This is a genomic window from Parasedimentitalea huanghaiensis (assembly GCF_009753675.1).
Taxonomy (GTDB): Bacteria; Pseudomonadota; Alphaproteobacteria; order Rhodobacterales; family Rhodobacteraceae; genus Parasedimentitalea; species Parasedimentitalea huanghaiensis.
Genome location: NZ_WQLV01000004.1, coordinates 108,803 through 132,004, shown reverse-complemented (window position 1 = coordinate 132,004; position 23,202 = coordinate 108,803). Strand labels below are relative to the sequence as shown.

The window sequence follows — 23,202 nt, the reverse complement described above, 5'->3', positions numbered from 1 at the left end:
GCTGCACAGCAGCTTCTCCAATGAAACCGATCAACCGAGCAGACCAAAGTCCCAGCCTGCCTGGAAAATCAAGCCCACTGGTTGGGCGAGAGATCACCAAGTGAAAGAACTCTGCGACGGTGTGCCTAAATCAATGATATAGTTTTCCACCGTTGAATTTCGCCTGCACAGATTTCCGCCCTGCCACAGCCCCCCGGAGCCCATTCACCTAGCCAGAAATATCCTCGGGGGAGTATGAGGGGGCAGACAGCCCCCTCAATCGCGCCATCAAATGGTTCAGCCCGCCGCAGATTTCAGTTGCAAGCGTCGCGCATGTAACACGGGTTCGGTGTATCCTGACGGCTGGACCCGCCCTTTGAACACCAGATCACAGGCCGCCTGATAGGCAAGACCGTCAAACTCCGGCGCCATAGGGCGATAGTCTGGGTCAGCTGCATTCTGTGCGTCCACAACCGCAGCCATTTTTTGCATTGCCGCGTGAACCTGCGCCTCATCCACCACACCGTGATGCAGCCAATTGGCCAGTGCCTGACTGGAGATCCGACAGGTGGCGCGATCTTCCATCAGACCAACATTGTTAATGTCCGGCACCTTTGAACACCCAACGCCTTGATCCACCCAGCGCACCACATACCCCAGGATACCCTGCGCGTTGTTTTCGATCTCACGGGTGATGGCATCATCGGAAAGGGTCTTACCGGTCATGACTGGTATCGTCAGGAGATCCTGCAGGGTTCCACGGCTCCCCCCCGCCTTCAGATGATCCTGAACCTCATGAACATTGATTTCGTGGTAATGTGTGACATGTAGTGTTGCAGCAGTCGGCGATGGCACCCAGGCACATGTAGCGCCAGCCTGCGGGTGCCCAGCTTTGGCCTCCAGCATTGCCTGCATCAGATCCGGCATCGCCCACATGCCTTTGCCAATCTGAGCGCGCCCTTTCAGCCCGCAAGCCAGCCCGATATCCACATTGCGGTCTTCATAGGCCGAAATCCAGGGCGTTGATTTCATCTCACCCTTGGGCACCATGGGCCCGGCTTCCATTGCCGTATAAATCTCGTCCCCAGTGCGATCCAGAAAACCTGTGTTGATAAAGGCTACCCGATAGCGTGCCGCCCGAATACAGGCCTTAAGGTTGGCACTGGTGCGGCGCTCTTCGTCCATGATGCCAATTTTGACAGTGTTTCGCGGCAGGCCGAGCGCCTGTTCCACATGGTCGAAAATCCGGCAGGCAAAATCCACTTCTTCAGGACCGTGCATCTTGGGCTTAACCACATAGACCGAGCCATGTTGCGAGTTGCCACCTTCTGCCTGCAGATCATGCATGGCAATCATCACTGTGGTAATTGCATCCATCAGGCCTTCGCCAGCCTCAACCCCGTCGCGGTCCAGAACAGCAGGGTTGGTCATCAAATGCCCAACATTGCGCACCAGCAACAAGGAACGCCCCTTCAGCGAAGCCTGCGCGCCCGCCACTTTGGTATAGTCAAGGTCGGGGTTCAGGCTGCGGGTAAAGCTGCTGCTCCCCTTGTGTACCTCAACCGACAGGTCACGCTTCATCAGGCCCAGCCAGTTGCCATAGGCCAATACTTTGTCCTCGGCATCAACGGCGGCTACGCTGTCTTCACAATCCATGATTGTCGACAGGGCCGATTCCAACGTTATGTCATTGATGCTTGCCTGATCGGCCGCTCCAATAGTCCCTGTGGCATCAATCTCGAGAATAACATGCAACCCATTGTTCTTTAGCAGCACCCGAGACGGAGCTTCTGCTTTGCCAACGTAGCCTGCAAACTGGGCAGAATTGGACAATTCAGGTGACAAAGCCCCTCCTTGCATCGACACTTCCATAATGTCACTCCAGGATCCGGCCACCAGCGGAAAGACCCTATCCAGCATATCGCGCCCCCAGGCAATAACGCGCGCGCCACGCGCACTGTCATAGCCTTTGCCCACGGGCAGGTCTCCCATGGCATCGGTGCCGTACAATGCGTCATACAGCGACCCCCAACGGGCATTTGCTGCGTTCAGCGCAAAACGCGCATTGGTGATTGGCACCACCAGCTGTGGTCCGGGCACATGTGCAATTTCCGGATCTACGTTCTCTGTTTCAATCTCAAAATCATCGCCTTCGGGCAGCAAATAGCCAATGTCCCGCAAAAACGCTGAGTAGGCCTCTGCATTATGTGGCGTCTCGCGGTGTTGAATGTGCCAAGCATCAATCTGGCCTTGGATCTCTTCCCTTTTGGCCAAAAGGGACCGGTTCTCTGGGCCAAAGTCATGCACCAGCTGACTGAGACCTTGCCAAAAGGCATCCACCTGCACACCCGTCCCCGGAAGAGCCGATTTTTCAATGAAATCCGCGTATTCAGCTGCCACTTGCAGCCCATGCTTTTCAACCCGAATTGTCATTTTCCCTCCAGCGGTACACAATAGTATGCTACGGGTAAGTAAAACATTCGTTTCCTGTCAGCAACAAGCCTACTTATCGCGAATGCCGAAGTCAGCCTCTTGCTTTTCAAGAAACTCCCGAACAATACTCCAGACAATTGCTTTCTCTCATTGCTTTTTTCCCATTTTGGGTGGATTTTTAGATTTGAAGTTCTCTCTCCTTACAGCGTTGCTGACATTTTTCGCCCTCCCTGCGCTGGCAGAAGACATCCCGCAATGTGGTTGCCCTGTTTGCCTGCTTGGCAACCACCATATGTGGGTTATTTCGTCAGACGCCATGGCCCCCACCCTGAACAGAGGGGACTGCGCACGGGCCGAGTATTTCGACCCCGCCACCCAATCTGTGGACGCAGGCGATGTCATAATCTTCAAACTCTCCCAAAACTCCGATCAGAAATTTGTTTTTCGTGTCGCGGCTACCGCCGGTGACACGGTCAAAATGAACGAAGGCCGTCTTTGGCTAAATGGGCAGGTGGTGACTTCTGAGCAGCACGAACCGGTGTGGTTCGATCTACGGCAACGCCCTGTGCCCCGTTGTAGAGACATCTCAAAAATCGAAAATGGCCATTGCCCGGTAGATAGGTACACGGAAACACTGCCAAATGGTCGATCCTATGAGGTATTGGACCTCGGCAGTACAGCCATAGATTTCACAGGCGAATACCACATACCAGATGGATATGTGTTCGTCTTAGGAGACCATAGGGACAACGCAACTGATAGCCGAGTGCCTCAAAGAGTGGGTGGCATTGGCTTTGTTCCACTCGAAAACATAATTGGAATTTTCACTGATTTCTGACCCACTCAGGCCAAGTCCACTTGCAGTTGCGCAACCTTGCTCTACACCTGTGTCAAAGCGAGACACAGGAGAGCGACATGGCCGAAGCAACACCGGAAACGATCTATCTTAAGGATTACACACCTTTCGGTTTTCAGGTGGACGAAGTTCACCTAACCTTTCATTTGTCTCCTAGGGCGACCCGCGTGGTCAGCCGCATTGAATTCACCCCAAAGCCTGACGCAGTAGACAGGTCCTTTTTTCTGCATGGCGAGCAGTTAAAACTGATCGCCGCCAAAATCGATGGACAGCCTGTTTCGCCCGACGTCACCGGACAGGGGCTGACCTGTGATGTACCCAGCACGCCATTTGTTTGGGAAAGCGAAGTCGAAATCAGCCCGGTCACCAACACCGCGCTCGAAGGTCTGTATATGTCGAACGGCATGTACTGCACCCAATGTGAGGCCGAAGGCTTCCGCAAGATCACATTCTACCCCGACCGCCCCGACGTGATGAGCACATTTACCGTTCGGGTTGAGGGCGATGAAAAGGTCATGCTATCCAATGGTAACCCAACAGGCAGCGGCGACGGCTGGGCTGAATGGCACGATCCCTGGCCCAAACCCGCCTACCTGTTTGCGCTGGTGGCTGGTGATCTGATCAACCACCCCGACCGCTTTACTACCAAGTCTGGCAAAGACGTAGAACTGAACATCTGGGTCCGCCCGGGGGATGAGGACAAATGCTCGTTCGGCATGGAGGCCCTGATCAAGTCGATGAAGTGGGACGAAGATGTTTATGGTCTGGAATATGACCTCGATATCTTCAATATCGTCGCCGTTGACGACTTTAATATGGGCGCCATGGAGAACAAGGGATTGAACATTTTCAACTCTTCCTGCGTCCTTGCCAGCCCAGAAACCTCCACAGATGCAAATTTCGAACGTATCGAGGCAATTATCGCCCACGAGTACTTTCACAACTGGACCGGCAACCGCATCACCTGCCGCGACTGGTTCCAGCTCTGCCTAAAGGAGGGTCTGACCGTCTACCGCGACAGCCAATTCACCTCTGACATGCGTTCTGCCTCGGTCAAACGGATCTCGGACGTGATTGATCTACGCGGTCGCCAGTTCGCCGAAGATAACGGCCCGCTGGCACATCAGGTCAGACCTGAAAGTTTTCAGGAAATCAACAACTTCTACACCGCAACTATCTATGAAAAGGGTGCCGAGGTCATCGGCATGCTGAAACGTCTGGTTGGCGATGACGCCTACGCCAAAGCGGTAGCCCTGTATTTCGAACGCCACGACGGTCAGGCCTGCACCATCGAGGATTGGTTGCAGGTGTTCGAAGACGCCACCGGCCGCGACCTGGGCCAGTTCAGCAAATGGTACAGTCAGGCCGGCACCCCGCGTATCAAGGTGACTGACGATTACGCTGATGGCACCTACACGTTAACGCTAGAGCAATCGACACCGCCCACTCCGGGCCAGCCAGACAAAGACCCTCGGGTGATCCCGGTGGCTGTTGGTCTACTTGGCCAGAACGGAGATGAGGTGCGCGGAACAGAGGTGCTTGAACTGACCGAGGCCAAACAGAGTTTCACTTTCGAAGGCCTGCCTGCCAAACCGATCCCATCAGTCCTGCGCGAATTCTCGGCTCCGGTCATTTTGGAACGCGAAAGCACCAACGCCGAACGCGCCTTTTTGCTGGCGCACGACAGCGACTCGTTTAATCGCTGGGAAGCAGGCAACACACTGGCCAAAGAATCCCGCGTCGCCATGGTACTGGACGGCGCAGCCCCTGACGCCGACTATCTGGATGCGCTGACCAAGCTGGTGCGCGATGACAGTCTGGACCCAGCCTTCCGCGCGCTAGTTCTATCGCCACCCAGCCAGTCGGATCTTGCCCAAACCTTGTTTGAACGCGGTCACACACCAAACCCGCAGGCCATCTATGACGCGGCTGAAACCTTTGCCCAAACATTGGCTGAAGCGCTCACTGACAGTCTGCCCCGGCTCTACGCCGACACCACCGTACAAGGCGCCTATAGCCCGGATGCAGAAAGCGCGGGCAAACGAGACCTCAACGCGCGCATCCTGTCCCTGCTGACGCGTCTGGATAGTGGAGAGGCTGCTGCCCGCCAGTATGACGCCGCCGATAACATGACCCAACAAAATGCCGCTCTTGCTTGCCTGCTCAAGGCAGAAAACGGCGAGACACAATCGCAGGCGTTCTATGATCAGTGGCAAGGTGATCGTCTGGTCATGGACAAATGGTTCGGTCTACAAGTGGCCTGTGCCGCGCCAGAGAAAGCCGCATCTGTTGCCTCAGAACTGACAAAACACGCGCTGTTCGACATGAAGAACCCCAACCGCTTCCGCGCGGTGATGGGGGCTTTGGCGATGAACCAGGCCGGTTTTCACTATGCTGGCGGCGCCGGCTATAAGCTGCTAACCGACAACCTGATCATCTTGGACGCGCTGAACCCACAAACCACGGCCCGGATGTGCTCGGCTTTCCAGACTTGGAAACGATATGACAGCACTCGCCAGGAACTAATCCGCAGCCAACTGGAGCGCATGTTGGCAACCGCAAATCTGAGCCGTGATACCAACGAGATGATCACCCGTATTCTCAACGGTTGATCATCATGACAAACTAAGTTCATCTGGAAGGGCATTTTAAGCGTCTCGTATTTGGAGTTCTTGCCTTGCCCTTCCTAATTGCCGCCGTCGGCGTCATCGCAGCAGTCTATTTCTTTCTGAACCGCGCTCGCAACACTGCCCATATGGCTGGAGACATTGTCGATATGGCCAACGACGTGCGACTGGCCGCCCGCCGGTTCGGCTTTCACCGTCAGACCGATGTGCACCCCGTTGAAAACATCGACGATGCCAACCTGGCCATCGCAGCTCTGACCATGGCGTTTCAGGAACTGGATGGATTACCCACACAGGACCAGCGAGACGACTTAATCGTTCAGCTACAACAACAGTTGGACATGGATCGACCCTCGGCCGAAGAGGCACTGGTTCTGGGCCGTTGGCTCGTTTCGCAATGTGGTGGTGCTGATACTGCTGTGTCCCGACTGGCCCGCAAGACTTATAAACTCGGCGGGGCAGAAATACTGCCTCCGCTGATGGAGGTGATCAAAGGTAGCCTGCCGCCATCTGGTTTAAGTCAACGCCAAAAAGAAGCGCTGGAAGATCTTCGTATCGCTTTTAAGATCTCCGGGCGATAAGCTCCTCCCTTTAACCGTCACAACACAGAGTAAACTTGACCAAAGCTCCCTGCCACTTCACCAGACAAGCACGCACAGTAAAGCTCTGTGTGGCGTTGGTGGGGATTTATACAACCTTAACGTTTGCCGTCGTTGTTTTGCAGGCCAGTTGGTGGGCCGTCGCATTCTTGGCACTGCCCACCCTACCAGCGCTTTGGGACCTATGGCGCAACACCCGCTCGGAACTGACGCTTGATGCCACCCAAGTCATTTGGCGTAGCGGACAGCTTTCAGATAGCGTGACCCTGGATCAGATCAACTTAGTCCGGTTTGACACCCGTTGGGATTTTTCGGTGCGCGTCACTCTGATCCTGACCTCCGGCGACAAACTGCGCTTGCCCCCACAGGTTTTGCCGCCACATCTTATGTTGGAAAACGCGCTACAATTGCGCGGGGTGCAGACAGAACGACATCACTTCACGGTGTTCTGACCCGGTGCACTACTGCGGGCCTTTCATAAAATGTCACGCGATTACCCCAATTCAAAACCTGAACTCCCCATCCTTGCCCTTTTTGCGCCCCAATGCCGGGTGATGGTTGCCAGACGAATACTTGCTGCTGCCAACTCATCGGATATTGCTTATGCTCAACCCTTCTCAACAGGCACGGGATACCCTTTCCCGATTGATCAATTCCTTTGGTGATCGTTTCAGCCTGTTGAAAAAGACGCCACCCGCTGCTGTGGCCGTCCCCGTAGAGACGACTTTTCCCACTTCACACCCCGAAGACAGCCTGTCCATTCCAGTGATGGAACACAGCGCCGATGATGTCGCCTGCCGCGCAGCACAGACACAAGGGCAATTTCTCGCTCGCCAAGAGCGCTGGGACGAACTTTCAGCTGAAATCAAAACGGCGGACTTGGCCCGCGACAAAACTCATGGCGGGATGCCAATTGCGGAGCTCCTTGCCTTTGGCGCCCGCGCGGATGTGATCAATGCTGTTGAACATGCGCTCAGTGAGGGCCACAAGGCAGATGCTAGGCCGCTGATCGACGGCATTATGGCGTTTGAGGCTGTGCGGCAATCTCATCGTGATGATCCCTATTTGGCCGCAGTCGTAGCCCTGGCACATATCGACATTGGCTGGACGTGGCGCGGTACCGGGTGGGAAACCATCGTACCTGCCGCAAATCGCCGCCGCTGCGCAGCACATTTTGATCGCGCCAGTGCCCTGCTGGCACCGTATGATACCGGCAAGCTCGACAGCCCAATGCTGGCGGCCGCCAAATGCGCGCTCTTACCCGGCCGACGTGATGACACCCTTTGCGTTGCCAATGACTATGAACTCCTGATCGACCTGGATCCGCAGAACAATCGCCACATGCGCGCCCTTGGCAACCATATGTTACCCCGTTGGTTTGGATCATACCCGGCACTTGAACTGGAGGCCCGCCGCACCGCCTCGCGCACTGAAAGTACCTGGGGTGCAGGGGGATATACCTGGGTCTACTTTGATGCCTTGATTCATGATGAACAGGTTTGCGCCCAGGTCGATGTTGATTTTTTTCTGGATGGATTGCGTGACATCGTTGCGACCCGACCAAACCAGGAAATGATCAACCTGCTTGCCTCGTATTGCTCGGTTGCCCTAACTGCGGGGCTTGGTCTTAGCGAACCATCGGACATGCCACGCATGCAGATTGCAAAAGCGGCTGACTGGTTGATCTGTGACCATTTGCAAGAGTTGCACCCGATGGTCTGGGCCCATGCCGCCGACGGATTTGACAACAATGCCAGAATCACGTCTCCCAGTCGCTTTGCCGCTCGTGGTCGTGCCGATGCGCTGCAGATCATTGCCGATTTGTTTCGTGATGAAATCAACCTCGGTCATAAGGTAACATTCACCACCGAAGGTCCACAGCTGGGTCCAACCTAGCTCTCATTTTCGGCAACGTTTCTACACAATAAAACGGCAGAGCTAAGGCCCTGCCGCTGTTTTTACTAGCAGGACGGGTCAACCCTACAGGCTAAACTGGCCAATCCGCATGTCTAACGTTTCTTCATCGCATTCATCAGCGCAGCACCCAGAGCGCCACCACTGTCTTGTTTGCTCTTTTGCCCTTTTGGTCCAGCAGACATTTGCTGTTTGCCACGCGGTTTACCACGCTCTGCAGCCTTACCCCCACCGGTCCCGCGCGCATTGCGGTCAACTCGCGCCGAGGCGCCACCATCCTTGCGCATGGTCAGACCAATGCGTTTGCGCGGTACATCGATCTCGGTCACGGTAACTTTGACCACAGCCCCAGTCTTCACCACCTCATGCGGGTCTTTGACAAACTTGTCAGCCAACTGACTGACATGCACCAACCCGTCTTGGTGCACGCCGATATCCACAAAAGCGCCAAAGGCCGCAACATTGGTCACGGTGCCTTCCAGCACCATACCCGGTTTGAGATCTTTGATGTCTTCCACCCCGTCAGCGAAACTCGCTGTGACAAAGCTGGGGCGCGGGTCACGGCCCGGCTTCTCAAGTTCCGCCAGAATATCACGGACAGTTGGCAGACCTACATCCCCCCCGACAAAATCCTCGGCCCGCAGGCGTTTCAGCGCCGTGTCGTCGCCCATGATCTGACGAATGTCCCGCCCACAGGCGGCTATGATCTGGCGCGCAACCTTATAGCTTTCGGGATGAACGGACGAGGCATCCAGCGGCTCCTTACCATCGCGAATGCGCAGAAACCCTGCACATTGCTCAAACGCCTTTGGCCCCAGGCGCGCCACTTTCAACAATTCCCTGCGCGAGATAAAGGCACCGTTCATATCCCGATGCGCCACAATTGCCTCGGCCAGTCCTGGCCCCAGCCCCGACACATGCGCCAGCAGCGGCGCCGAGGCCATATTCAGATCAACGCCCACACCGTTCACAACATCTTCAATCACTGCCTCCAGCGATTTTGTCAGCTGATGCTGGTCCACATCATGCTGATACTGGCCAACGCCAATCGACTTAGGTTCAATCTTGACCAGTTCGGCCAGAGGATCCTGCAAGCGCCGCGCAATCGACACAGCCCCGCGCAAAGAAACATCCAAATCGGGGAATTCCCGCGCCGCCAGTTCCGACGCTGAATAGACCGAGGCCCCCGCCTCAGACACCACAACCTTGGTTGGTTTCTTCACCTTGGCAGGCAGGTGTTTGATCACCTCTGCCACCATGCGTTCGGTCTCACGGCTGGCGGTGCCATTGCCTATGGCAACCAGCTCGACCCCGTGTTCCGCAATCAGTTTCAGGATCGACACCTGCGACCCGCGCAGATCGTTCTTGGGCTGAAACGGGTACAGCGTTTCCGTGGCCACCAATTTCCCGGTTGCATCAACCACCGCCGCCTTAACGCCGGTGCGAATGCCCGGGTCCAACCCAAGAGTCGGTCGCGCACCGGCCGGGGCTGCAAACAGCAGGTCCTTTAGATTGCGGGCAAAGACCTTTATTGCCTCATCCTGCGAACGCGAACGCAATTCGCTCATCAGTTCCAACATCATCGACAGGCTCAGCTTCACCCGCCAGGCCCAGCCAGCGATCTTGCGCAACCAGACATCGCCAGGCCCGTTGCCTCCAGCCTGCAACTGCGCAGCGACCATGTTTTCAGCTCTTACCGCTCCCTCTTCGGGCTCGGGGCCGATATCCAGCGTCAGTACGCCTTCGTTCGATCCGCGCAGCATTGCCAGTGCCCGGTGCGACGGCACATCCGCCCAGCGCTCGCGGTGATCGAAATAGTCCGAGAACTTGGCGCCCTTGTCTTGCTGCCCATCCACAACTCGCGCCGTCAACAGGGCCTCTTTCTGCATGAAACCACGCAGATTTCCTAACAGGACCGCGTTTTCCGTCAGCCGTTCCACCAGAATGTCCCGCGCACCGTTCAAGGCATCTTTCACAGTCTCAACCGCTTCATTCAGATAGTTTTCGGCCAAGGCCTCGGGCGTCGCCATACGATCAGCCAGGATCGCTTCGGCCAATGCTTCCAACCCATTTTCGCGCGCAATCATCGCCTTGGTGCGGCGTTTTTTCTTGTACGGCAGATAGATATCTTCCAACTGCGCCTTGGTTTCGGCACCAGAGATCGAGGTTGCCAGATCCGCGGTCAGCTTGTCCTGCGATTTGATCGCCTCAAGGATAGAAACCCGCCGCGCCTCTAGCTCGCGCAGGTAGGTCAGCCGCTCGTCCAGTGTCCGCAGCTGGGTGTCATCCAAGCCCCCCGTCACCTCTTTGCGGTAGCGCGCGATGAAAGGAACCGTTGATCCCTCGTCAAGTAACGTTACGGCCGAACTGACCTGTTTTGGCGTGGCGCTGATTTCGCGGGCAATGGTTTGGGCGATGCGGGTGACGGTGTCCACGGCGGCCTCCTGAGGGTCTGTTGGACGCCCTTCTTAGCCTTGCCGCAAGCCATCGCCAAGTGGTCACGTTCCCATGGTGTAAATTTATCGACGACCCACAATCATTATCAGGAAGAATACTCCAGCCCTGCGTTGACGCGGTCGATTTCAGCCTCATACCAGGCAATAGCCGCCTTGGGATCCTCGCGAAATGCCTTGGCAAAGGATGCCGGAGCCTCGGTGTTTTCATCAAACTCAGTCGCCCAAACCATCATACCAAGGAATGCAGGCAACAAGGCGCGCGCTTTGCGTGTCGGAAGATAGAAAACTTTGCTTCGCTTGTTGGGGTCAACATGACGCGTCAACATGTCATCACCTTCCAGCCGTGACAGCCGATCCGCCAGAATATTCGTCGATATCCCCTCTTCCGAAGCGGCGAACTCTCCGTAGTACCGCTTACCATGCAGTAGAATGTCCCGCAGCAAGACAAAGCACCACTTGTCGCCAAAAACTCCAGCTGCATAGCGAACAGGGCACCCCGACCACCTGATTTTATCTGACTTTTTCATATCGAAAGACTAACAGAAATATTTTCACTTGCAATTTGAAAGCGCCCGCTCGACAATCCACTTGCAAAATAAAAGTGAATCGGAGAACGAAATGCCCTCACCCTTTGTATGGTTTGACAACATCGGAGCGACGCGAGACGAAACGACCGACTTTCTGAGCAAGACATTCGGTTGGTCGGCCAATGACATCGGCCCAATGACCTTTTTGACGGATGAGGGCGAACTGCCCTTTGCGGCGACCTGTGACAGCATGGACGGTGTCAGCGGATGGGTCCCTTACATCGAAGTCGAGGATCTGGAACCAGCCGTGGCCAATGCCGTCACAAATGGCGCAAAGATCATTGCAAAGAACCTAATAGGTCCCGCCGGAACAGCCACATTCATGCAAGATCCGGGTGGCGCTCCGTTGGCGTTGTGGAAACGGGGTGAAATGACCAAGCCATGACCAAACACTTGATTTCCGTTCTTGCCTTTATGGCGGTCACTTTTGCGGTGCAGGGGTTGTCACACTTTGTGCTGAATGCAGACCACTTTGCTGCAATGGGCTTCCTGCGAGAGGCTCCCATAATGCCGATGGGATTTACCGTGATGATCATTCAAGGGTTCATCCTGAGCCTTGCTCTGTCGCGATGGGCCCCGTCACAGCCAAGCCTGCGTGATGCGATGACCATTTCTTTGGCGTTTGGCCTGTTTTTGGCCTCCTATATTGTGCTGACGGAACCGGCCAAATACACTGTGCCGTCAATCATGGCCTGGATCCGGGTTGAGGCATTAGCCAGTGCGACCCAATTTGTGCTGTTTGGTGTCCTATTGGGATTGATCCACCGAAAGTTCCCATAGAAACCAAACGCATTTTCCGATGCGCTGCCTTCATAGGCTGCGCATCGCGCATACGAAGTTCAGCCCTCAAGTTTAGTTATGTAAATTCAGCCACTTCAATCCAGCAGGTCAGGCGTGTGTTCCGCGCCCCAAACGCGAAGCGCCGACATCATTGGACCAAGCGCCTGCCCACTATCGGTCAAGTGATATTCCCAGCGCGGCGGGTTTTGCGAATAATTGCGACGCTCCAGCACGCCGCCCTCTTCCAGCTTACGCAACCGACCGGACAGAGTATTGGGTGAGACCCCCAGCACATCCTGCAAGTCCTGAAACCTTCGCGAACCCTCTAAGAAGAACTCACGCAGGATCAGCAACGACCACTGGTCGCCCATCACATTCGATGCCCGTTGGATCGGGCAATTTCGGCGTTTGTCATCGTCCATGCACTTTATTTAGGAACGAGCCTTGCAAATGTGAAGTAACTTCTCATTTGATAGTCACTGCAATAAATGAAGTCACAACGCTCGGAGACCACAATGTTCGAAACCATCGCAACCTACTATGTGCAGGTATTTGCCGTGATCCTGCCTGCCCTTGTCATCGGCTTAATCGCCATTGGCGCCCATCGATCTGGCCTGTCCAAGGCCAAGACCGTCGCTGCAATTGGCGGTATCGCAGTCTTGCTTGGGGTCTGGCACGCCCTATCCGTCAACCTGGCCAAGGCTGGAATTTTGATGCCACCGCTGCAAGCCACCGATCCCCCCTATGCCCTGATGCCCCTGCTAGGCGGCGCATTTCTTCTTTGGGCTTTGGGACGTTGGACGGAAACTGGACGGACCATTCTGGGTGGCCTTGACCATATTCATCTGATCAGCATCCAAAGCCTGCGTCTGATGGGTGGGTTCTTCCTGATTGGTTGGGCCATGGGGGCTATCCCCTGGCAATTTGCCCTGCCCGCCGGGATCGGAGACATCATGGCCGGGATCGCAGCTATTCAGGCCACACGCGCCCTGAGCCGTGGGGACGCAAACGCCGAACAACTGGTGCGCCGCGCCAGCATCATTGGACTATTGGATTTTGTTGTCGCCGTCAGCCTAGGCATCGTCACTTCGGTTGGATTCATGCAGCTGATGGCCTTTGACAGCCCCAACATCATCAACGCCTATCCTCTGGCCCTGTTCCCCGAATACTTTGTGCCGATATTCATCGCGTTCCAACTGTTCTCCTTGGGCGCGCTTCGCCGTCGCAGCACTCAAATCGCCACCGCATAACCCTCCCAAGTGGCCAGACACCGCTCTGGCCACTTGCCCCGCTCCGCTGGCTGGCCTAGAACGCTGACAAACGTGATCAAAGGAGCCGGTGCGAGATGCTCGACCTGACATATGAACTGCCCAAACCCAAGGTGATCTCGGGTGCCAAGCATGACTGGGAACTGGTCATCGGCCTAGAGGTCCACGCGCAGGTTAGCTCCAACGCCAAGCTGTTCTCAGGTGCGTCCACCCAGTTTGGTGCCGAGCCGAACTCAAACGTGGCCTTTGTGGATTCCGCGATGCCCGGCATGCTGCCCGTCATCAACGAATATTGCATCGAACAGGCTGTGCGCACAGGTCTGGGCCTGAAGGCGCAGATCAACCTGAAATCTGCTTTTGACCGCAAGAACTATTTCTACCCGGATCTGCCGCAAGGCTATCAGATCTCGCAGCTGTATCACCCCATCGTGGGCGAAGGCGAAGTGCTGGTCGAACTGGGCAACGGCACCGCACGTAACGTGCGCATCGAGCGCATCCACATGGAGCAGGATGCCGGCAAGTCGATCCACGATATGGATCCGAACATGTCATTTGTTGACCTGAACCGTGTTGGCGTCTGCCTGATGGAAATCGTATCGCGCCCTGACATCCGTGGCCCTGAAGAGGCCGCAGCATTTGTTGGCAAACTTCGCCAGATCATGCGGTACCTGGGCACCTGTGACGGCAACATGCAAAACGGCAACATGCGTGCCGATGTGAACGTGTCGATCTGTCGTCCTGGTGACTACGAAAAGTACCAGGAAACGCAGGATTTCTCGCACCTCGGCACCCGTTGCGAAATCAAGAACATGAACTCGATGCGCTTCATTCAGCAGGCGATCGAGGTCGAAGCCCGTCGTCAGATCGCTATTGTCGAGGCTGGAGGTACTGTTGATCAGGAAACCCGCCTGTACGATGTTGAGAAGGGTGAAACCCGGTCGATGCGGTCAAAAGAGGAAGCGCACGACTACCGCTACTTCCCCGATCCAGATCTGCTGCCGCTGGAAATCGAACAGGAGTGGGTAGACCAGATTGCTGCCACCCTGCCCGAACTGCCCGACGACAAGAAAGCCCGCTTTATCAGCGACTTTGGCCTGTCGGACTATGACGCCTCGGTTCTGACAGCTGATGTGGAATCTGCAGCCTACTTTGAAGCCGTCGCCGAAGGTCGCAACGGTAAGCTGGCCGCCAACTGGGTGATCAACGAGCTGTTTGGCCGGCTGAAGGCTGACGACAAAGACATCTCCAACTGTCCGGTCACCCCAGAACAGCTGGGCGGCATCGTTGCGCTGATCTCGGCCGAGACCATCTCCGGCAAGATCGCCAAGGATCTGTTTGAAATCGTCTATACCGAAGGCGGTGACCCGGCGCTGATCGTCGAAGAGCGCGGCATGAAGCAGGTGACTGATACCGGCGCGATTGAAGCTGCATTGGACCAGATCATCGCAGACAACCCGGCGCAGGTCGAAAAAGCCAAAGTGAACCCGAAACTGGCTGGCTGGTTTGTCGGTCAGGTGATGAAGGCCACCGGCGGCAAGGCCAACCCCAAAGCGGTGAACCAATTGGTGGCGCAGAAACTGGGCGAGTAAACTGGCCAAGTAACCCGCGGGTTACAGCAATGAATACTAGGGCGGCCCTCGGGTCGCCCTTCTTCTTTTGACGGTAATCACATTTCCAATTCACCCAATGGCGATCGCACTTTAATACTGAGTTGAACCAATATTTTCGGGCAAAATTTTCAAAATCAATTTAGGAACCCCCGTTGGCAACATTACCTGCACGTTCAGCCCTCGACAAAGACCTGCAAGCGGTTGTGGAATTGCAAGATAGTCCGGGAGCGGACACCCTTGGCCGACGAAGCGTTGCCTTTGTTCATCCAAGGCACTCGCATATCGCAGTCAGCACATGCTTTGACACCTTCCCACGAGGCACGTTTGTGAGTGAAACTAAGGGCCGTCTTGTCGGTTATCTGACTTCCATCCCGCGTTGCGCTAGCCCCCCAAAACTGGACTGCAATAACCACTTCGGGAACAGGAGCTGCACATAATCCCTCAGGCAAGTGGCTGTACATCTGCCGTATGCTTCTTACCACTGGAGCTGGCTACCAATCGTTGGGTCCGGAACTCTCTCCCTTGCTCGTTTCCTTAAAGAACCTAGCTGAGAAAGCAGGTTTGGAGGGGGTCGCAATTGCTCTGCCAATTCCAGGCAAACGGGAGCGTTCAGGAACCACCGAGTTTCAGCGCCAGACCTTGACGGAAGGTGCCATGGGGCGTTCCGCATTCATCAACATTACTTTGTATGCGGGTTTCGATCATGAGATCGCTCTTCCCAACTATACCGGCATCGCAGAAAACTTTGCGCTTATGGTTTGGCGTAATCCAGAATTCGATTGAGCAAGGGAAATCATCTTCTCAAATTGTGGATCAAGTCATCAACTTGACACTCCGCAGCGCGGAGCGTTCTGTAGGCAAAATTTTTGAGGAGTGACCATGTCCAACGACTTCACCCAGGAACTTCAGGATCGCCTTGTCCGCTATGCGGCCATCGACAGCCAAAGCGACGAAGACTCACCCACGGCCCCGAGTACTGAGATCCAGTCCGACATGCTGAACCTGATGAAGCAAGAGCTGACCGAGATCGGCGCGCAGGATGTGGAACTGACCGACTATGGCGTGGTGCTGGCGACCATCCCCGGCACAGCCCCCGGCCCCACCATCGGCTTGCTGGCCCACGTGGACACCGCACCGCAGTTCAATGCAACTGGCGTCAAACCTCGTGTCATCAAGGGCTACAACGGCGGCGACATCACCTTTCCGGATGATCCCGATCTGGTGCTCTCCCCAGCCGAGCACCCCTATCTGGCGACCAAACAGGGGCATGACCTGATCACCGCATCGGGCACCACCCTGCTGGGGGCGGATGACAAGGCCGGCGTGGCGATCATTATGACCATGGCGCGGCATCTGCTAAACAACCCCGACATCCCGCACGGCCCCATCCGCATCGGCTTTACCCCGGATGAGGAAATTGGCCGTGGTGTCGGACCTGAACTGCCCAAGGATCTGGCCGCAGACTTTGCCTATACGCTGGACGGCAGCGAAGTGGGCGAGATCGAGTACGAGAGCTTCTCGGCCGATGGTGCAGTCGTCACCATCACCGGCGTGTCGATCCACCCAGGATGGGCCAAGGCGAAACTGGTCAACGCTATCCATCTGGCGTCAAAAATCGTGCAAACCTTACCGCAGGCCACGATGACGCCCGAAACCACCGATGACCGCGAAGGGTTCATCCACGCCACTGACATGACTGGTGGGTCGTCCGAAATGAGGCTGAAGTTCATCCTGCGTGATTTTGAGATGGACGGGCTAGAGGCCAAGGGCGAGTTGCTGCGTCAGGTCTGTGCCGCTGTTCAGGCATCTGAACCGCGCGCCAGCATTACCTGCGAAATCACGCCGCAATACCGCAACATGCGCTACTGGCTGGAAAAAGACATGGCCCCGGTTGAGCTAGCCCATGCCGCCACCAAGGCGCAGGGGATTGAACCAGTGTCGATCCCGATCCGAGGTGGTACTGATGGATCGCGCCTGACCGAACTGGGTGTGCCCTCGCCCAATATCTTTACCGGCATGCAGTGCATTCACGGCCCCAAGGAATGGGTTTCGGTGCAGGATATGGCCAAGGCAACCGAGGTGTGTTTGTCGATTGCACAGTTGGCGGCGGAAAAGTTAGGGGAACAGCCCCCATTCACCTAATAAACTCGCCGCGCCAGCGGCGGGCACGCGTCCGCCCCCAACCCGGTCGGACGCTTAGCGAGCTAAACGAACGATTTGGTTTGCTGAGAAAAGGACCTGGTACGGCTCAACTACTGCCGCCTTCTCCGGGGAAGGCCACCTTGGCTATTTCTTTGGTCGCCTTTGCCGCCTCGACCAGCTTCTTGGTCCCAAACAAGAGCCCCGCAACACCCAGCGCAGGGGTCGCTGCCATCCCACAAAGCGTAAGCCCCGCAAACGTCACACCAACCAGCCCACCACGCCATGCGTTGTCAACAATCTCGGGCGCGTTTTCCCGAGGCCATGCGCATCCTAAATCAAGGTATTCTTGCCAGAGTTCCTGGGTTTGCTCCGCATCTTCCACTGTTGGTTCTTCGGGCAGAGCTTCGGCCTGCGCCTGTAACGCTCCTACTGCATCAAGCATAGCCAACAGTCTCCGAACCAAATCACGGGACCGTTCTTGTTGAACTTCCGTCTCCCAGTGATTGATACCCTGCAAGCGATGGATTTCGAGTTCCAGGTGTCCATACACGGCCTCCAACGTTGGTGGCAATGACAACCGATTCACTTGCAAATAGGTCTGCATTTGCCCCGTAGGTATATCTAGGTTGGTAGTCGATTTGGGAGCACTTGTTGTTGGTAGGTATTTCGCTTCAATCTCAGCAATCAGCGCCGCAATATGTTCGGCACCTTTCTCCCATTCGCCATTTGAGATCAGAGCTATGTCATAAAGTAGTTGTCGATGCTCATCCCAAGAACCCAGTAGAGGGAACCCACCATTGAGACTGGCGTACCAACGCGGCCAGAACTTATCTCCTAATATGAATAGATCTTCTTCAAATTTCGGAAACGAGACCCGAGAGATCCTCCAAAGCTCTTTCCCTTGCAGAGTTCCCTTGGCAGTTAAGTCTTTACAATCAAGCCGAACTTCATCCATTAGCATAGTCGTCGGGGCGGGAGTATGAATTGCAATTTGACCTGCTGAGTACAAAACATCTCCCAAGCGTTCACTAGCAGCCCCCCCCCAGATTTATTATTATCTTTAATGTGTAGTGGTATACTTCATCAGGAGCTGAATTCGACGGGATAAGACGAGACTGTGTCTCCTTAGAAGCCAATATCAAAGCTTGATCTAAGCCGAACTGAACGGCTTGAGTTATTACCGCACAACGAAGCGCGAACAGTTTTGGAGGACTGCCCCCATTGCGCTCATCTATTGCAAAGAAGGCGTTGGCTAAAACACGCTGAGCTGTGCGGCCGCCCAAAACCATAGAAAAAGGTTTGTGGATTTTTTCTGGCAGCTCATTGACCCACTCTACTAGGTTCTCTGGGCTTTCGATTTTTGCAAGATCCATCTGGGCAGCCTCTATTCTAGTTTTCCAGCAGTGTCGGTTTGAATTAGAAGTTGAGCGCCATCAACCATACCGCGACCATGCCACCCTCCTCTCGCCCAGACAACCCGCGACATTCCCGTCTTGGCCTAGGCGTCGCCAGTTGCTAAACACCGGTAACAAACAAACGATCCGGATCCTGATGATGTTCGAGTACAAGGTTGTTCCCGCCCCTGCCAAGGGCACCAAGGCCAAAGGCGTGAAAACTCCGCATGGGCGCTTTGCCGTGACGATTGAGCAGTTGCTGAACGACATGGGCGCCGAAGGCTGGGAGTTTCAGCGCGCGGAACTGTTGCCCAGCGAGGAACGTGCAGGTTTGACAGGGTCAACCACCAATTGGCGCAATGTGATGGTGTTTCGCCGCCCCGTCACACCAGCCGCAGGGCAAGAGGCTGGAACCAGCGCGTTTGCACCGCAGCCCTTTGCTGAACCGCAACATCAACCTGAACCCGTGCCACTAACTGCGACGGCTGGTGATCCCGAAGCCTCCCCTGACGCGGTGCCGGTTCCAGGTCCCGGTGCACGCGAGATGATGGCGGATGATGGTGTGGAAGAGCTAAGCCCGGTTTCTGGTGTGACCGCAGCGCTTAAAACCCGTGCCAAGCAGCAAACTGACGACGACAGCTAAGTCGCTGTCGCCCCCGGTGATCAAACATCTATGTCCAGCGCCAGCGCATGGATGCGGGGCACAATATCGCCCAGTGCCTTATGGACCATGCGGTGGCGCTGCACCCGATTCTGCCCTGCAAACCCTGCTGCCCGAATACGCACATTAAAATGGCTCTCGCCCTTACCATCGTGACCTGCGTGGCCGCGATGACTGTCGCTATCGTCAACCACCTCCAGTTCAGTTGGCTCAAATGCTGCCTGTAACCGGTTTTCCATCTCGTCTTTGACGCTCATTGTCACATTTCCCATATTAATTTTTGTAACCCCCTTCTATCTGCCGCTGTGTAGATTAGAATGTCTTCTCCGAGTCGAACAGATGCGTCGTAGAAGGTGCACCCCCATGAGCAAGTCAGATCCTTTCGGTTTCGATATGTCGGTCCGATCCGCCAAGAAGAAAAACCCGCGCGGGCGGCGCAGCATGTCGGGGGCCTCTGAGACCTCCGTCCGAGAATGTCACCACAAAGGGTGCGAGGAGGCCGGTAAGTTCCGCGCCCCCAAGGCACCAGACGTGCTGGATGAGTTTTTCTGGTTCTGCCAGGAACACGTCCGTGAGTACAACAGCAAGTGGAGTTTCTTTGAAGGCACCACCGAGGCTGAGCTAAACGCGCAGTCTTCCAAAGATAAGGTCTGGGAACGCGAGACCCGTCCATTAGGCGATCCTGAGGCCCGCGCTTGGGCGCGTTTGGGTATCGAGGATCCACATCAGGTCTTGGGCGCCAATGCCACCCAGAACCCCGGCAAGAACGGTGGCAGTACAGGTCGCCGCCTGCCTGCAACCGAACGTCGCGCAATCGAGATTCTCGAAGCCAATGACGGCTGGACCAAAGTCGAGATCCGCAAGGCCTACAAGAAGCTGATCAAGGTGCTGCACCCTGACATGAACGGTGGCGACCGATCACAAGAAGAGCAGCTGCAAGAAGTGATGTGGGCCTGGGACCAGATCAAGGACAGCAAGACCTTTAAATAACAAACGGTAGCTGGCCCCCTCTAGGCGGGGTCCAGCTTGCCATTGGGTGCCGGGGTCGCGCCATTTTGGCCTTTTCCATCGCCAGTTGGTTGTGGCGTTGGCAGAACCGGTTCTACTACTTTTTCATCCTTAGCATCGTCAGCTTCCTTGGTTTTGGCTTGGCTGCGCTCCAAATCATCTGCGACTCTGTTCATCATCCGCTCTAACAACAGATAGGCCCGCTCGGTAAACAACCCTGCAACAATCCCGGCAAAGGCGGCGGCAAATGGATTGATCGGAAGTACGACACCTGCAGTTTGCACGATGAACAGGAATTTGCCGCCCTTCATGATCAAAAAACAAATAAACCCAGCAACCGCCCCCACAGGTGCCCGCAATAAAGGGGCCGGCGCATCAGCCCGCAGGCCAGAGAACAAAGACCCTATGGCGGCACAGGTAATAACAACTACGGCAAGCAACAGGTCATTTGGCAAATAGGAAAGTGGGAACAACCAAGGGACAGAGGATGCCCAATGTGGCATGGCAATAACCCCATCGACCAATGCGTTAAGCTCATCCAAAGCTGTCTTTTGTCTTTCCAGCTCCGTCTCCGCAGCCGTGACCATCTTTCCAACAGCGGCCTCGGCATCTTTCACAGCTATGGCAAAGTCACGAAACCCGAGCAACATTCGATCTGGGTTGAGAGAATCTGGAGAAAATAAATTTTCCCTTGCTCTGTCCAGATTCTGGTAGGTGACAAATTTGCCGTCCGGCGTTTCCTCAACAGACAATGTCTGCTTAAATTTCCTAAGCGCATTTACGACTTGGGAATCGAAGTTGTTTAGCCACGCAGAGCTTGCTAAGTCTTCAGCAGGAATTAAACTCACCAGTTCCTTGTGCGAAAGTTCCAGAAGAGACCCAAGGCTATTGATGTCACCCTTGTTAGTTGTGTCCGTTTCCCATTCCGCAGTGATCTGCTGCAGAATACCGTATTCCTGAACCAAAGAATTGAGCTTGGCCGTGCCTGCTTCGATCTGTCGACCAAGGCTATCGCGCTGCACCTGGCGTTGTTGGTCAAAGGCTAGTGCCTCGTACCGCGATTGAACGGCGTAGACCGAACTGTCAGAAGATTGTGCACCGGCAAATTCCAGCGCGCTCAGGTTCTCACGCAACACCTTTAGCTCACTCTCCCGCTGGGTCAGTTTATCAATATCCGCGGATGGTGATGTGTCCCGGGCCAAATCGCCTTGTGCCACGCGGGTCAAGGCAGCCTCTCCCAATTCGCTACGGGCTTCTAACAACCGTTGATCAACAAATGCCTTCGCGGAAATACGTGTTGCCAATTCAGTCGTGGCATACGAGCCGACAAAAATCAGCAGAACCAACAGGATGATATTGACGGTGTAACTAAACACCGTAACCAACCGCTCATCCCAAGACATAAATCGCATTTCATTTGTGTTATTTGACATGCGGCACCCACAAAATTTTTGCTCAATTCTAAATTGCAATAGGTGAAGCTAACACAAGTCAGAAATTCTGCATAGGTCAGGCATATGGCTGGGGCCAAAACGAGGGCGTATTTTCATGTTAGAACAATCAGGCTCGTTCCAAGTACGGCAAATGCAGCACCCAGAATTGCTTGGAATGAAGGTCGCACACCATCCCTTACCCACAGGATAGGCAAGATCAGCACGGGTGAAAGCGATCCTAAAACCGCTGCAGCGCCCGCTTCGAAGTTTGCGAAGGCATACAACAACAAAGTTGACGAAACTCCATAGCCAATAAATCCTGGGAGAATGGTCCGCCCAAGAAGTGTCGGTGTCATGCTGGTTTCACATCTAAACACCTGTGCTGGCCACAAGCCAATCACCGAAACCAAAAAGGCAGCGCCGGTTAGTCGTATCGCCGAGGCTGCGATAGGATCGGTTCCAGCCAACATCGCGGGTTTCATGATCAGGAACCCTATGCCCTGGCTGGTGGTGGCGATAAGCCCCAACATGATAACTATGCCAATCGAACCTGAAACTTTCTCCTTGAGTTCCGGTTTGTCCGTTTGGGATAAGACTGCCATCAGAACCCCCGATATCGCCAACCCAACCCCAAATACCCCCAAAGCGGAAAGAGCTTCACCAAGCCAGAGATAGGCGAGGCCTGCAACAATTGGCGCCTTGAGGGACAATAACACTTCGGTACGTCTGGGTCCGCCACGGCGCAGGCATTCAATCATCGCGAGGTTGCCGATGACGATCCCGAAAAGAATGCTGACAACAAAAGACGACCAATACTGCCAGGCAACAGTTGTCCACCCTCCCAACAGTGTAGCTGCCAAGAATAGAATTGCTGCACATGCGATCAGCTGAATGCGGGTGAATTCAAAAGCCCCTAGTTGGCGAGCAGGCGCCTGCGCCAGCACGATCCCAGCGGCCCAGCCAGCTGATGCGGCTATAGCCGCAGACACAGGCAACAAGAACATGACTTACCTCTCGGAGATTGCTATCATTTGTGTAGCAGTAGCGCGCTACACAAATGATAGCAACGGAGAACCTATGCCAAATCACACTCCCCGACCCGGATCTCCTGTCAGAGGTTCAAAAACTGGTAAGCCTATTATGGCACTGTTCGATCTATTGGGGCGGAATTGGGCCTTAGGCATAATTTGGCAACTGTCACAGCAGCCCATGACATTCAGGCACCTCCAGGACAGCTGCGAGTCTGTTTCGCCGTCGGTTTTGAACCGTAGAATCAAAGAGCTGCGGGAAAGCGGGCTCCTTGAACGTGGGGATGCCGGGTATCAGCTTTCTGACACCGGACAAGAGCTGTTCCAGTTGCTGGCACCATTGGGGAACTGGTCTACACACTGGGCAGTTTTGCAAGTCGAGAACACTACTGAGCCGACGTCCAGCAACACATAAAAAGGGCGACCA

At 55.2% G+C, this 23,202-nt stretch carries 23 protein-coding genes; 14 read left to right on the top strand and 9 right to left on the bottom strand.

Features of this window, described 5'->3' with window-relative positions; all coding sequences use genetic code 11:
• Positions 1-276 precede the first annotated feature (276 nt).
• A complete protein-coding gene (locus GO984_RS08265) occupies positions 277-2,412 on the bottom strand; it encodes a malate synthase G (protein ID WP_157022069.1) in 2,136 nt (711 codons plus the stop codon).
• A gap of 184 nt (positions 2,413-2,596) precedes the next feature.
• On the opposite strand from GO984_RS08265, the gene lepB reads away from it, so the two are divergent.
• From lepB to GO984_RS08240, 5 genes are all read left to right on the top strand, one after another.
• Positions 2,597-3,250 carry a signal peptidase I gene (lepB, locus tag GO984_RS08260; RefSeq protein ID WP_167740275.1) on the top strand — a complete coding sequence of 218 codons (654 nt, stop codon included), beginning with the start codon at positions 2,597-2,599 and terminating at the stop codon, positions 3,248-3,250.
• A gap of 77 nt (positions 3,251-3,327) precedes the next feature.
• The gene (gene pepN, locus GO984_RS08255) at positions 3,328-5,880 is read left to right on the top strand and encodes an aminopeptidase N (RefSeq protein ID WP_157022067.1); all 2,553 of its coding nucleotides are present in this window, start codon (positions 3,328-3,330) and stop codon (positions 5,878-5,880) included.
• A gap of 65 nt (positions 5,881-5,945) precedes the next feature.
• Positions 5,946-6,476 (top strand): hypothetical protein, encoded by a 531-nt coding sequence (locus GO984_RS08250; protein WP_157022066.1) that lies wholly within the window; start codon positions 5,946-5,948, stop codon positions 6,474-6,476.
• A gap of 35 nt (positions 6,477-6,511) precedes the next feature.
• Entirely contained in the window at positions 6,512-6,946 is a 435-nt protein-coding gene (locus GO984_RS08245) for a hypothetical protein (protein ID WP_157022065.1), read from the top strand.
• Positions 6,947-7,097: 151 nt separating this feature from the next.
• On the top strand, positions 7,098-8,390 hold the full coding sequence (locus tag GO984_RS08240; protein WP_157022064.1) for a hypothetical protein: 1,293 nt from the start codon (positions 7,098-7,100) through the stop codon (positions 8,388-8,390).
• Positions 8,391-8,503: 113 nt separating this feature from the next.
• Here GO984_RS08240 and GO984_RS08235 read toward each other — a convergent pair whose 3' ends face one another.
• Positions 8,504-10,843, bottom strand: coding sequence for a Tex-like N-terminal domain-containing protein (locus GO984_RS08235; protein ID WP_167740274.1), 2,340 nt, complete (start codon positions 10,841-10,843; stop codon positions 8,504-8,506).
• Positions 10,844-10,950: 107 nt separating this feature from the next.
• A complete protein-coding gene (locus tag GO984_RS08230; RefSeq protein WP_157022063.1) occupies positions 10,951-11,391 on the bottom strand; it encodes a winged helix-turn-helix transcriptional regulator in 441 nt (146 codons plus the stop codon).
• Between the two features lie 91 nt (positions 11,392-11,482).
• Between GO984_RS08230 and GO984_RS08225 the strand changes: the two genes are divergently transcribed.
• Both GO984_RS08225 and GO984_RS08220 read left to right on the top strand, forming a co-directional pair.
• Positions 11,483-11,836 (top strand): VOC family protein, encoded by a 354-nt coding sequence (locus GO984_RS08225; RefSeq protein WP_157022062.1) that lies wholly within the window; start codon positions 11,483-11,485, stop codon positions 11,834-11,836.
• Positions 11,833-12,231: a hypothetical protein gene (locus tag GO984_RS08220; RefSeq protein ID WP_157022061.1), complete on the top strand. Its 399-nt coding sequence runs from the start codon at positions 11,833-11,835 to the stop codon at positions 12,229-12,231. Before GO984_RS08225 ends, GO984_RS08220 begins: the two co-directional genes overlap by 4 nt.
• 95 nt (positions 12,232-12,326) lie before the next feature.
• On the opposite strand, the gene GO984_RS08215 is transcribed toward GO984_RS08220, so the two are convergent.
• Positions 12,327-12,653 carry a winged helix-turn-helix transcriptional regulator gene (locus GO984_RS08215; RefSeq protein ID WP_157022060.1) on the bottom strand — a complete coding sequence of 109 codons (327 nt, stop codon included), beginning with the start codon at positions 12,651-12,653 and terminating at the stop codon, positions 12,327-12,329.
• Positions 12,654-12,746: 93 nt separating this feature from the next.
• Between GO984_RS08215 and GO984_RS08210 the strand changes: the two genes are divergently transcribed.
• The 4 genes from GO984_RS08210 (at position 12,747) to pepT (ending at position 17,251) form a co-directional block, all read left to right on the top strand.
• Positions 12,747-13,481, top strand: coding sequence for a hypothetical protein (locus GO984_RS08210; protein ID WP_157022059.1), 735 nt, complete (start codon positions 12,747-12,749; stop codon positions 13,479-13,481).
• Positions 13,482-13,576: 95 nt separating this feature from the next.
• A complete protein-coding gene (gatB, locus tag GO984_RS08205; protein WP_157022058.1) occupies positions 13,577-15,088 on the top strand; it encodes an Asp-tRNA(Asn)/Glu-tRNA(Gln) amidotransferase subunit GatB in 1,512 nt (503 codons plus the stop codon).
• Between the two features lie 489 nt (positions 15,089-15,577).
• Positions 15,578-15,892 (top strand): hypothetical protein, encoded by a 315-nt coding sequence (locus GO984_RS08200; RefSeq protein ID WP_157022057.1) that lies wholly within the window; start codon positions 15,578-15,580, stop codon positions 15,890-15,892.
• 96 nt (positions 15,893-15,988) lie between these two features.
• Complete coding sequence (pepT, locus tag GO984_RS08195) at positions 15,989-17,251, top strand: peptidase T (RefSeq protein ID WP_157022056.1); 1,263 nt, start codon at positions 15,989-15,991, stop codon at positions 17,249-17,251.
• A 106-nt stretch (positions 17,252-17,357) separates the two neighbouring features.
• Here the strand turns inward: pepT and GO984_RS08190 are convergent, their stop codons facing one another.
• Both GO984_RS08190 and GO984_RS08185 read right to left on the bottom strand, forming a co-directional pair.
• Positions 17,358-18,206: a hypothetical protein gene (locus GO984_RS08190; protein ID WP_157022055.1), complete on the bottom strand. Its 849-nt coding sequence runs from the start codon at positions 18,204-18,206 to the stop codon at positions 17,358-17,360.
• Positions 18,207-18,279: 73 nt separating this feature from the next.
• Positions 18,280-18,624 (bottom strand): hypothetical protein, encoded by a 345-nt coding sequence (locus GO984_RS08185; RefSeq protein ID WP_157022054.1) that lies wholly within the window; start codon positions 18,622-18,624, stop codon positions 18,280-18,282.
• Positions 18,625-18,799: 175 nt separating this feature from the next.
• Between GO984_RS08185 and GO984_RS08180 the strand changes: the two genes are divergently transcribed.
• Positions 18,800-19,288: a DUF4177 domain-containing protein gene (locus GO984_RS08180; protein WP_157022219.1), complete on the top strand. Its 489-nt coding sequence runs from the start codon at positions 18,800-18,802 to the stop codon at positions 19,286-19,288.
• Positions 19,289-19,308: 20 nt separating this feature from the next.
• On the opposite strand, the gene GO984_RS08175 is transcribed toward GO984_RS08180, so the two are convergent.
• Complete coding sequence (locus tag GO984_RS08175; protein WP_138161836.1) at positions 19,309-19,563, bottom strand: BolA family protein; 255 nt, start codon at positions 19,561-19,563, stop codon at positions 19,309-19,311.
• A gap of 106 nt (positions 19,564-19,669) precedes the next feature.
• Between GO984_RS08175 and GO984_RS08170 the strand changes: the two genes are divergently transcribed.
• On the top strand, positions 19,670-20,296 hold the full coding sequence (locus tag GO984_RS08170) for a DnaJ domain-containing protein (RefSeq protein ID WP_138161837.1): 627 nt from the start codon (positions 19,670-19,672) through the stop codon (positions 20,294-20,296).
• Between the two features lie 20 nt (positions 20,297-20,316).
• Here the strand turns inward: GO984_RS08170 and GO984_RS08165 are convergent, their stop codons facing one another.
• Positions 20,317-21,747 carry a hypothetical protein gene (locus GO984_RS08165; protein WP_157022053.1) on the bottom strand — a complete coding sequence of 477 codons (1,431 nt, stop codon included), beginning with the start codon at positions 21,745-21,747 and terminating at the stop codon, positions 20,317-20,319.
• 113 nt (positions 21,748-21,860) lie between these two features.
• Entirely contained in the window at positions 21,861-22,751 is an 891-nt protein-coding gene (locus GO984_RS08160; RefSeq protein ID WP_157022052.1) for a DMT family transporter, read from the bottom strand.
• Between GO984_RS08160 and GO984_RS23925 the strand changes: the two genes are divergently transcribed.
• The gene (locus GO984_RS23925) at positions 22,639-23,190 is read left to right on the top strand and encodes a winged helix-turn-helix transcriptional regulator (RefSeq protein WP_342448068.1); all 552 of its coding nucleotides are present in this window, start codon (positions 22,639-22,641) and stop codon (positions 23,188-23,190) included. The two genes, GO984_RS08160 and GO984_RS23925, sit on opposite strands and share 113 nt — an antisense overlap.
• Positions 23,191-23,202 lie beyond the last annotated feature (12 nt).

Coding starts and splice junctions, on each gene's coding strand:
- GO984_RS08265 (WP_157022069.1), bottom strand. CDS start 2,412: ATGACAATTCGGGTTGAAAAGCATGGGCTGCAAGTGGCAGCTGAATAC.
- pepN (WP_157022067.1), top strand. CDS start 3,328: ATGGCCGAAGCAACACCGGAAACGATCTATCTTAAGGATTACACACCT.
- GO984_RS08240 (WP_157022064.1), top strand. CDS start 7,098: ATGCTCAACCCTTCTCAACAGGCACGGGATACCCTTTCCCGATTGATC.
- GO984_RS08230 (WP_157022063.1), bottom strand. CDS start 11,391: ATGAAAAAGTCAGATAAAATCAGGTGGTCGGGGTGCCCTGTTCGCTAT.
- GO984_RS08225 (WP_157022062.1), top strand. CDS start 11,483: ATGCCCTCACCCTTTGTATGGTTTGACAACATCGGAGCGACGCGAGAC.
- GO984_RS08220 (WP_157022061.1), top strand. CDS start 11,833: ATGACCAAACACTTGATTTCCGTTCTTGCCTTTATGGCGGTCACTTTT.
- GO984_RS08215 (WP_157022060.1), bottom strand. CDS start 12,653: ATGGACGATGACAAACGCCGAAATTGCCCGATCCAACGGGCATCGAAT.
- GO984_RS08210 (WP_157022059.1), top strand. CDS start 12,747: ATGTTCGAAACCATCGCAACCTACTATGTGCAGGTATTTGCCGTGATC.
- gatB (WP_157022058.1), top strand. CDS start 13,577: ATGCTCGACCTGACATATGAACTGCCCAAACCCAAGGTGATCTCGGGT.
- GO984_RS08200 (WP_157022057.1), top strand. CDS start 15,578: ATGCTTCTTACCACTGGAGCTGGCTACCAATCGTTGGGTCCGGAACTC.
- pepT (WP_157022056.1), top strand. CDS start 15,989: ATGTCCAACGACTTCACCCAGGAACTTCAGGATCGCCTTGTCCGCTAT.
- GO984_RS08190 (WP_157022055.1), bottom strand. CDS start 18,206: ATGGATGAAGTTCGGCTTGATTGTAAAGACTTAACTGCCAAGGGAACT.
- GO984_RS08185 (WP_157022054.1), bottom strand. CDS start 18,624: ATGGATCTTGCAAAAATCGAAAGCCCAGAGAACCTAGTAGAGTGGGTC.
- GO984_RS08175 (WP_138161836.1), bottom strand. CDS start 19,563: ATGAGCGTCAAAGACGAGATGGAAAACCGGTTACAGGCAGCATTTGAG.
- GO984_RS08170 (WP_138161837.1), top strand. CDS start 19,670: ATGAGCAAGTCAGATCCTTTCGGTTTCGATATGTCGGTCCGATCCGCC.
- GO984_RS08165 (WP_157022053.1), bottom strand. CDS start 21,747: ATGTCAAATAACACAAATGAAATGCGATTTATGTCTTGGGATGAGCGG.
- GO984_RS23925 (WP_342448068.1), top strand. CDS start 22,639: ATGCGGGTGAATTCAAAAGCCCCTAGTTGGCGAGCAGGCGCCTGCGCC.
- GO984_RS08160 (WP_157022052.1), bottom strand. CDS start 22,751: ATGTTCTTGTTGCCTGTGTCTGCGGCTATAGCCGCATCAGCTGGCTGG.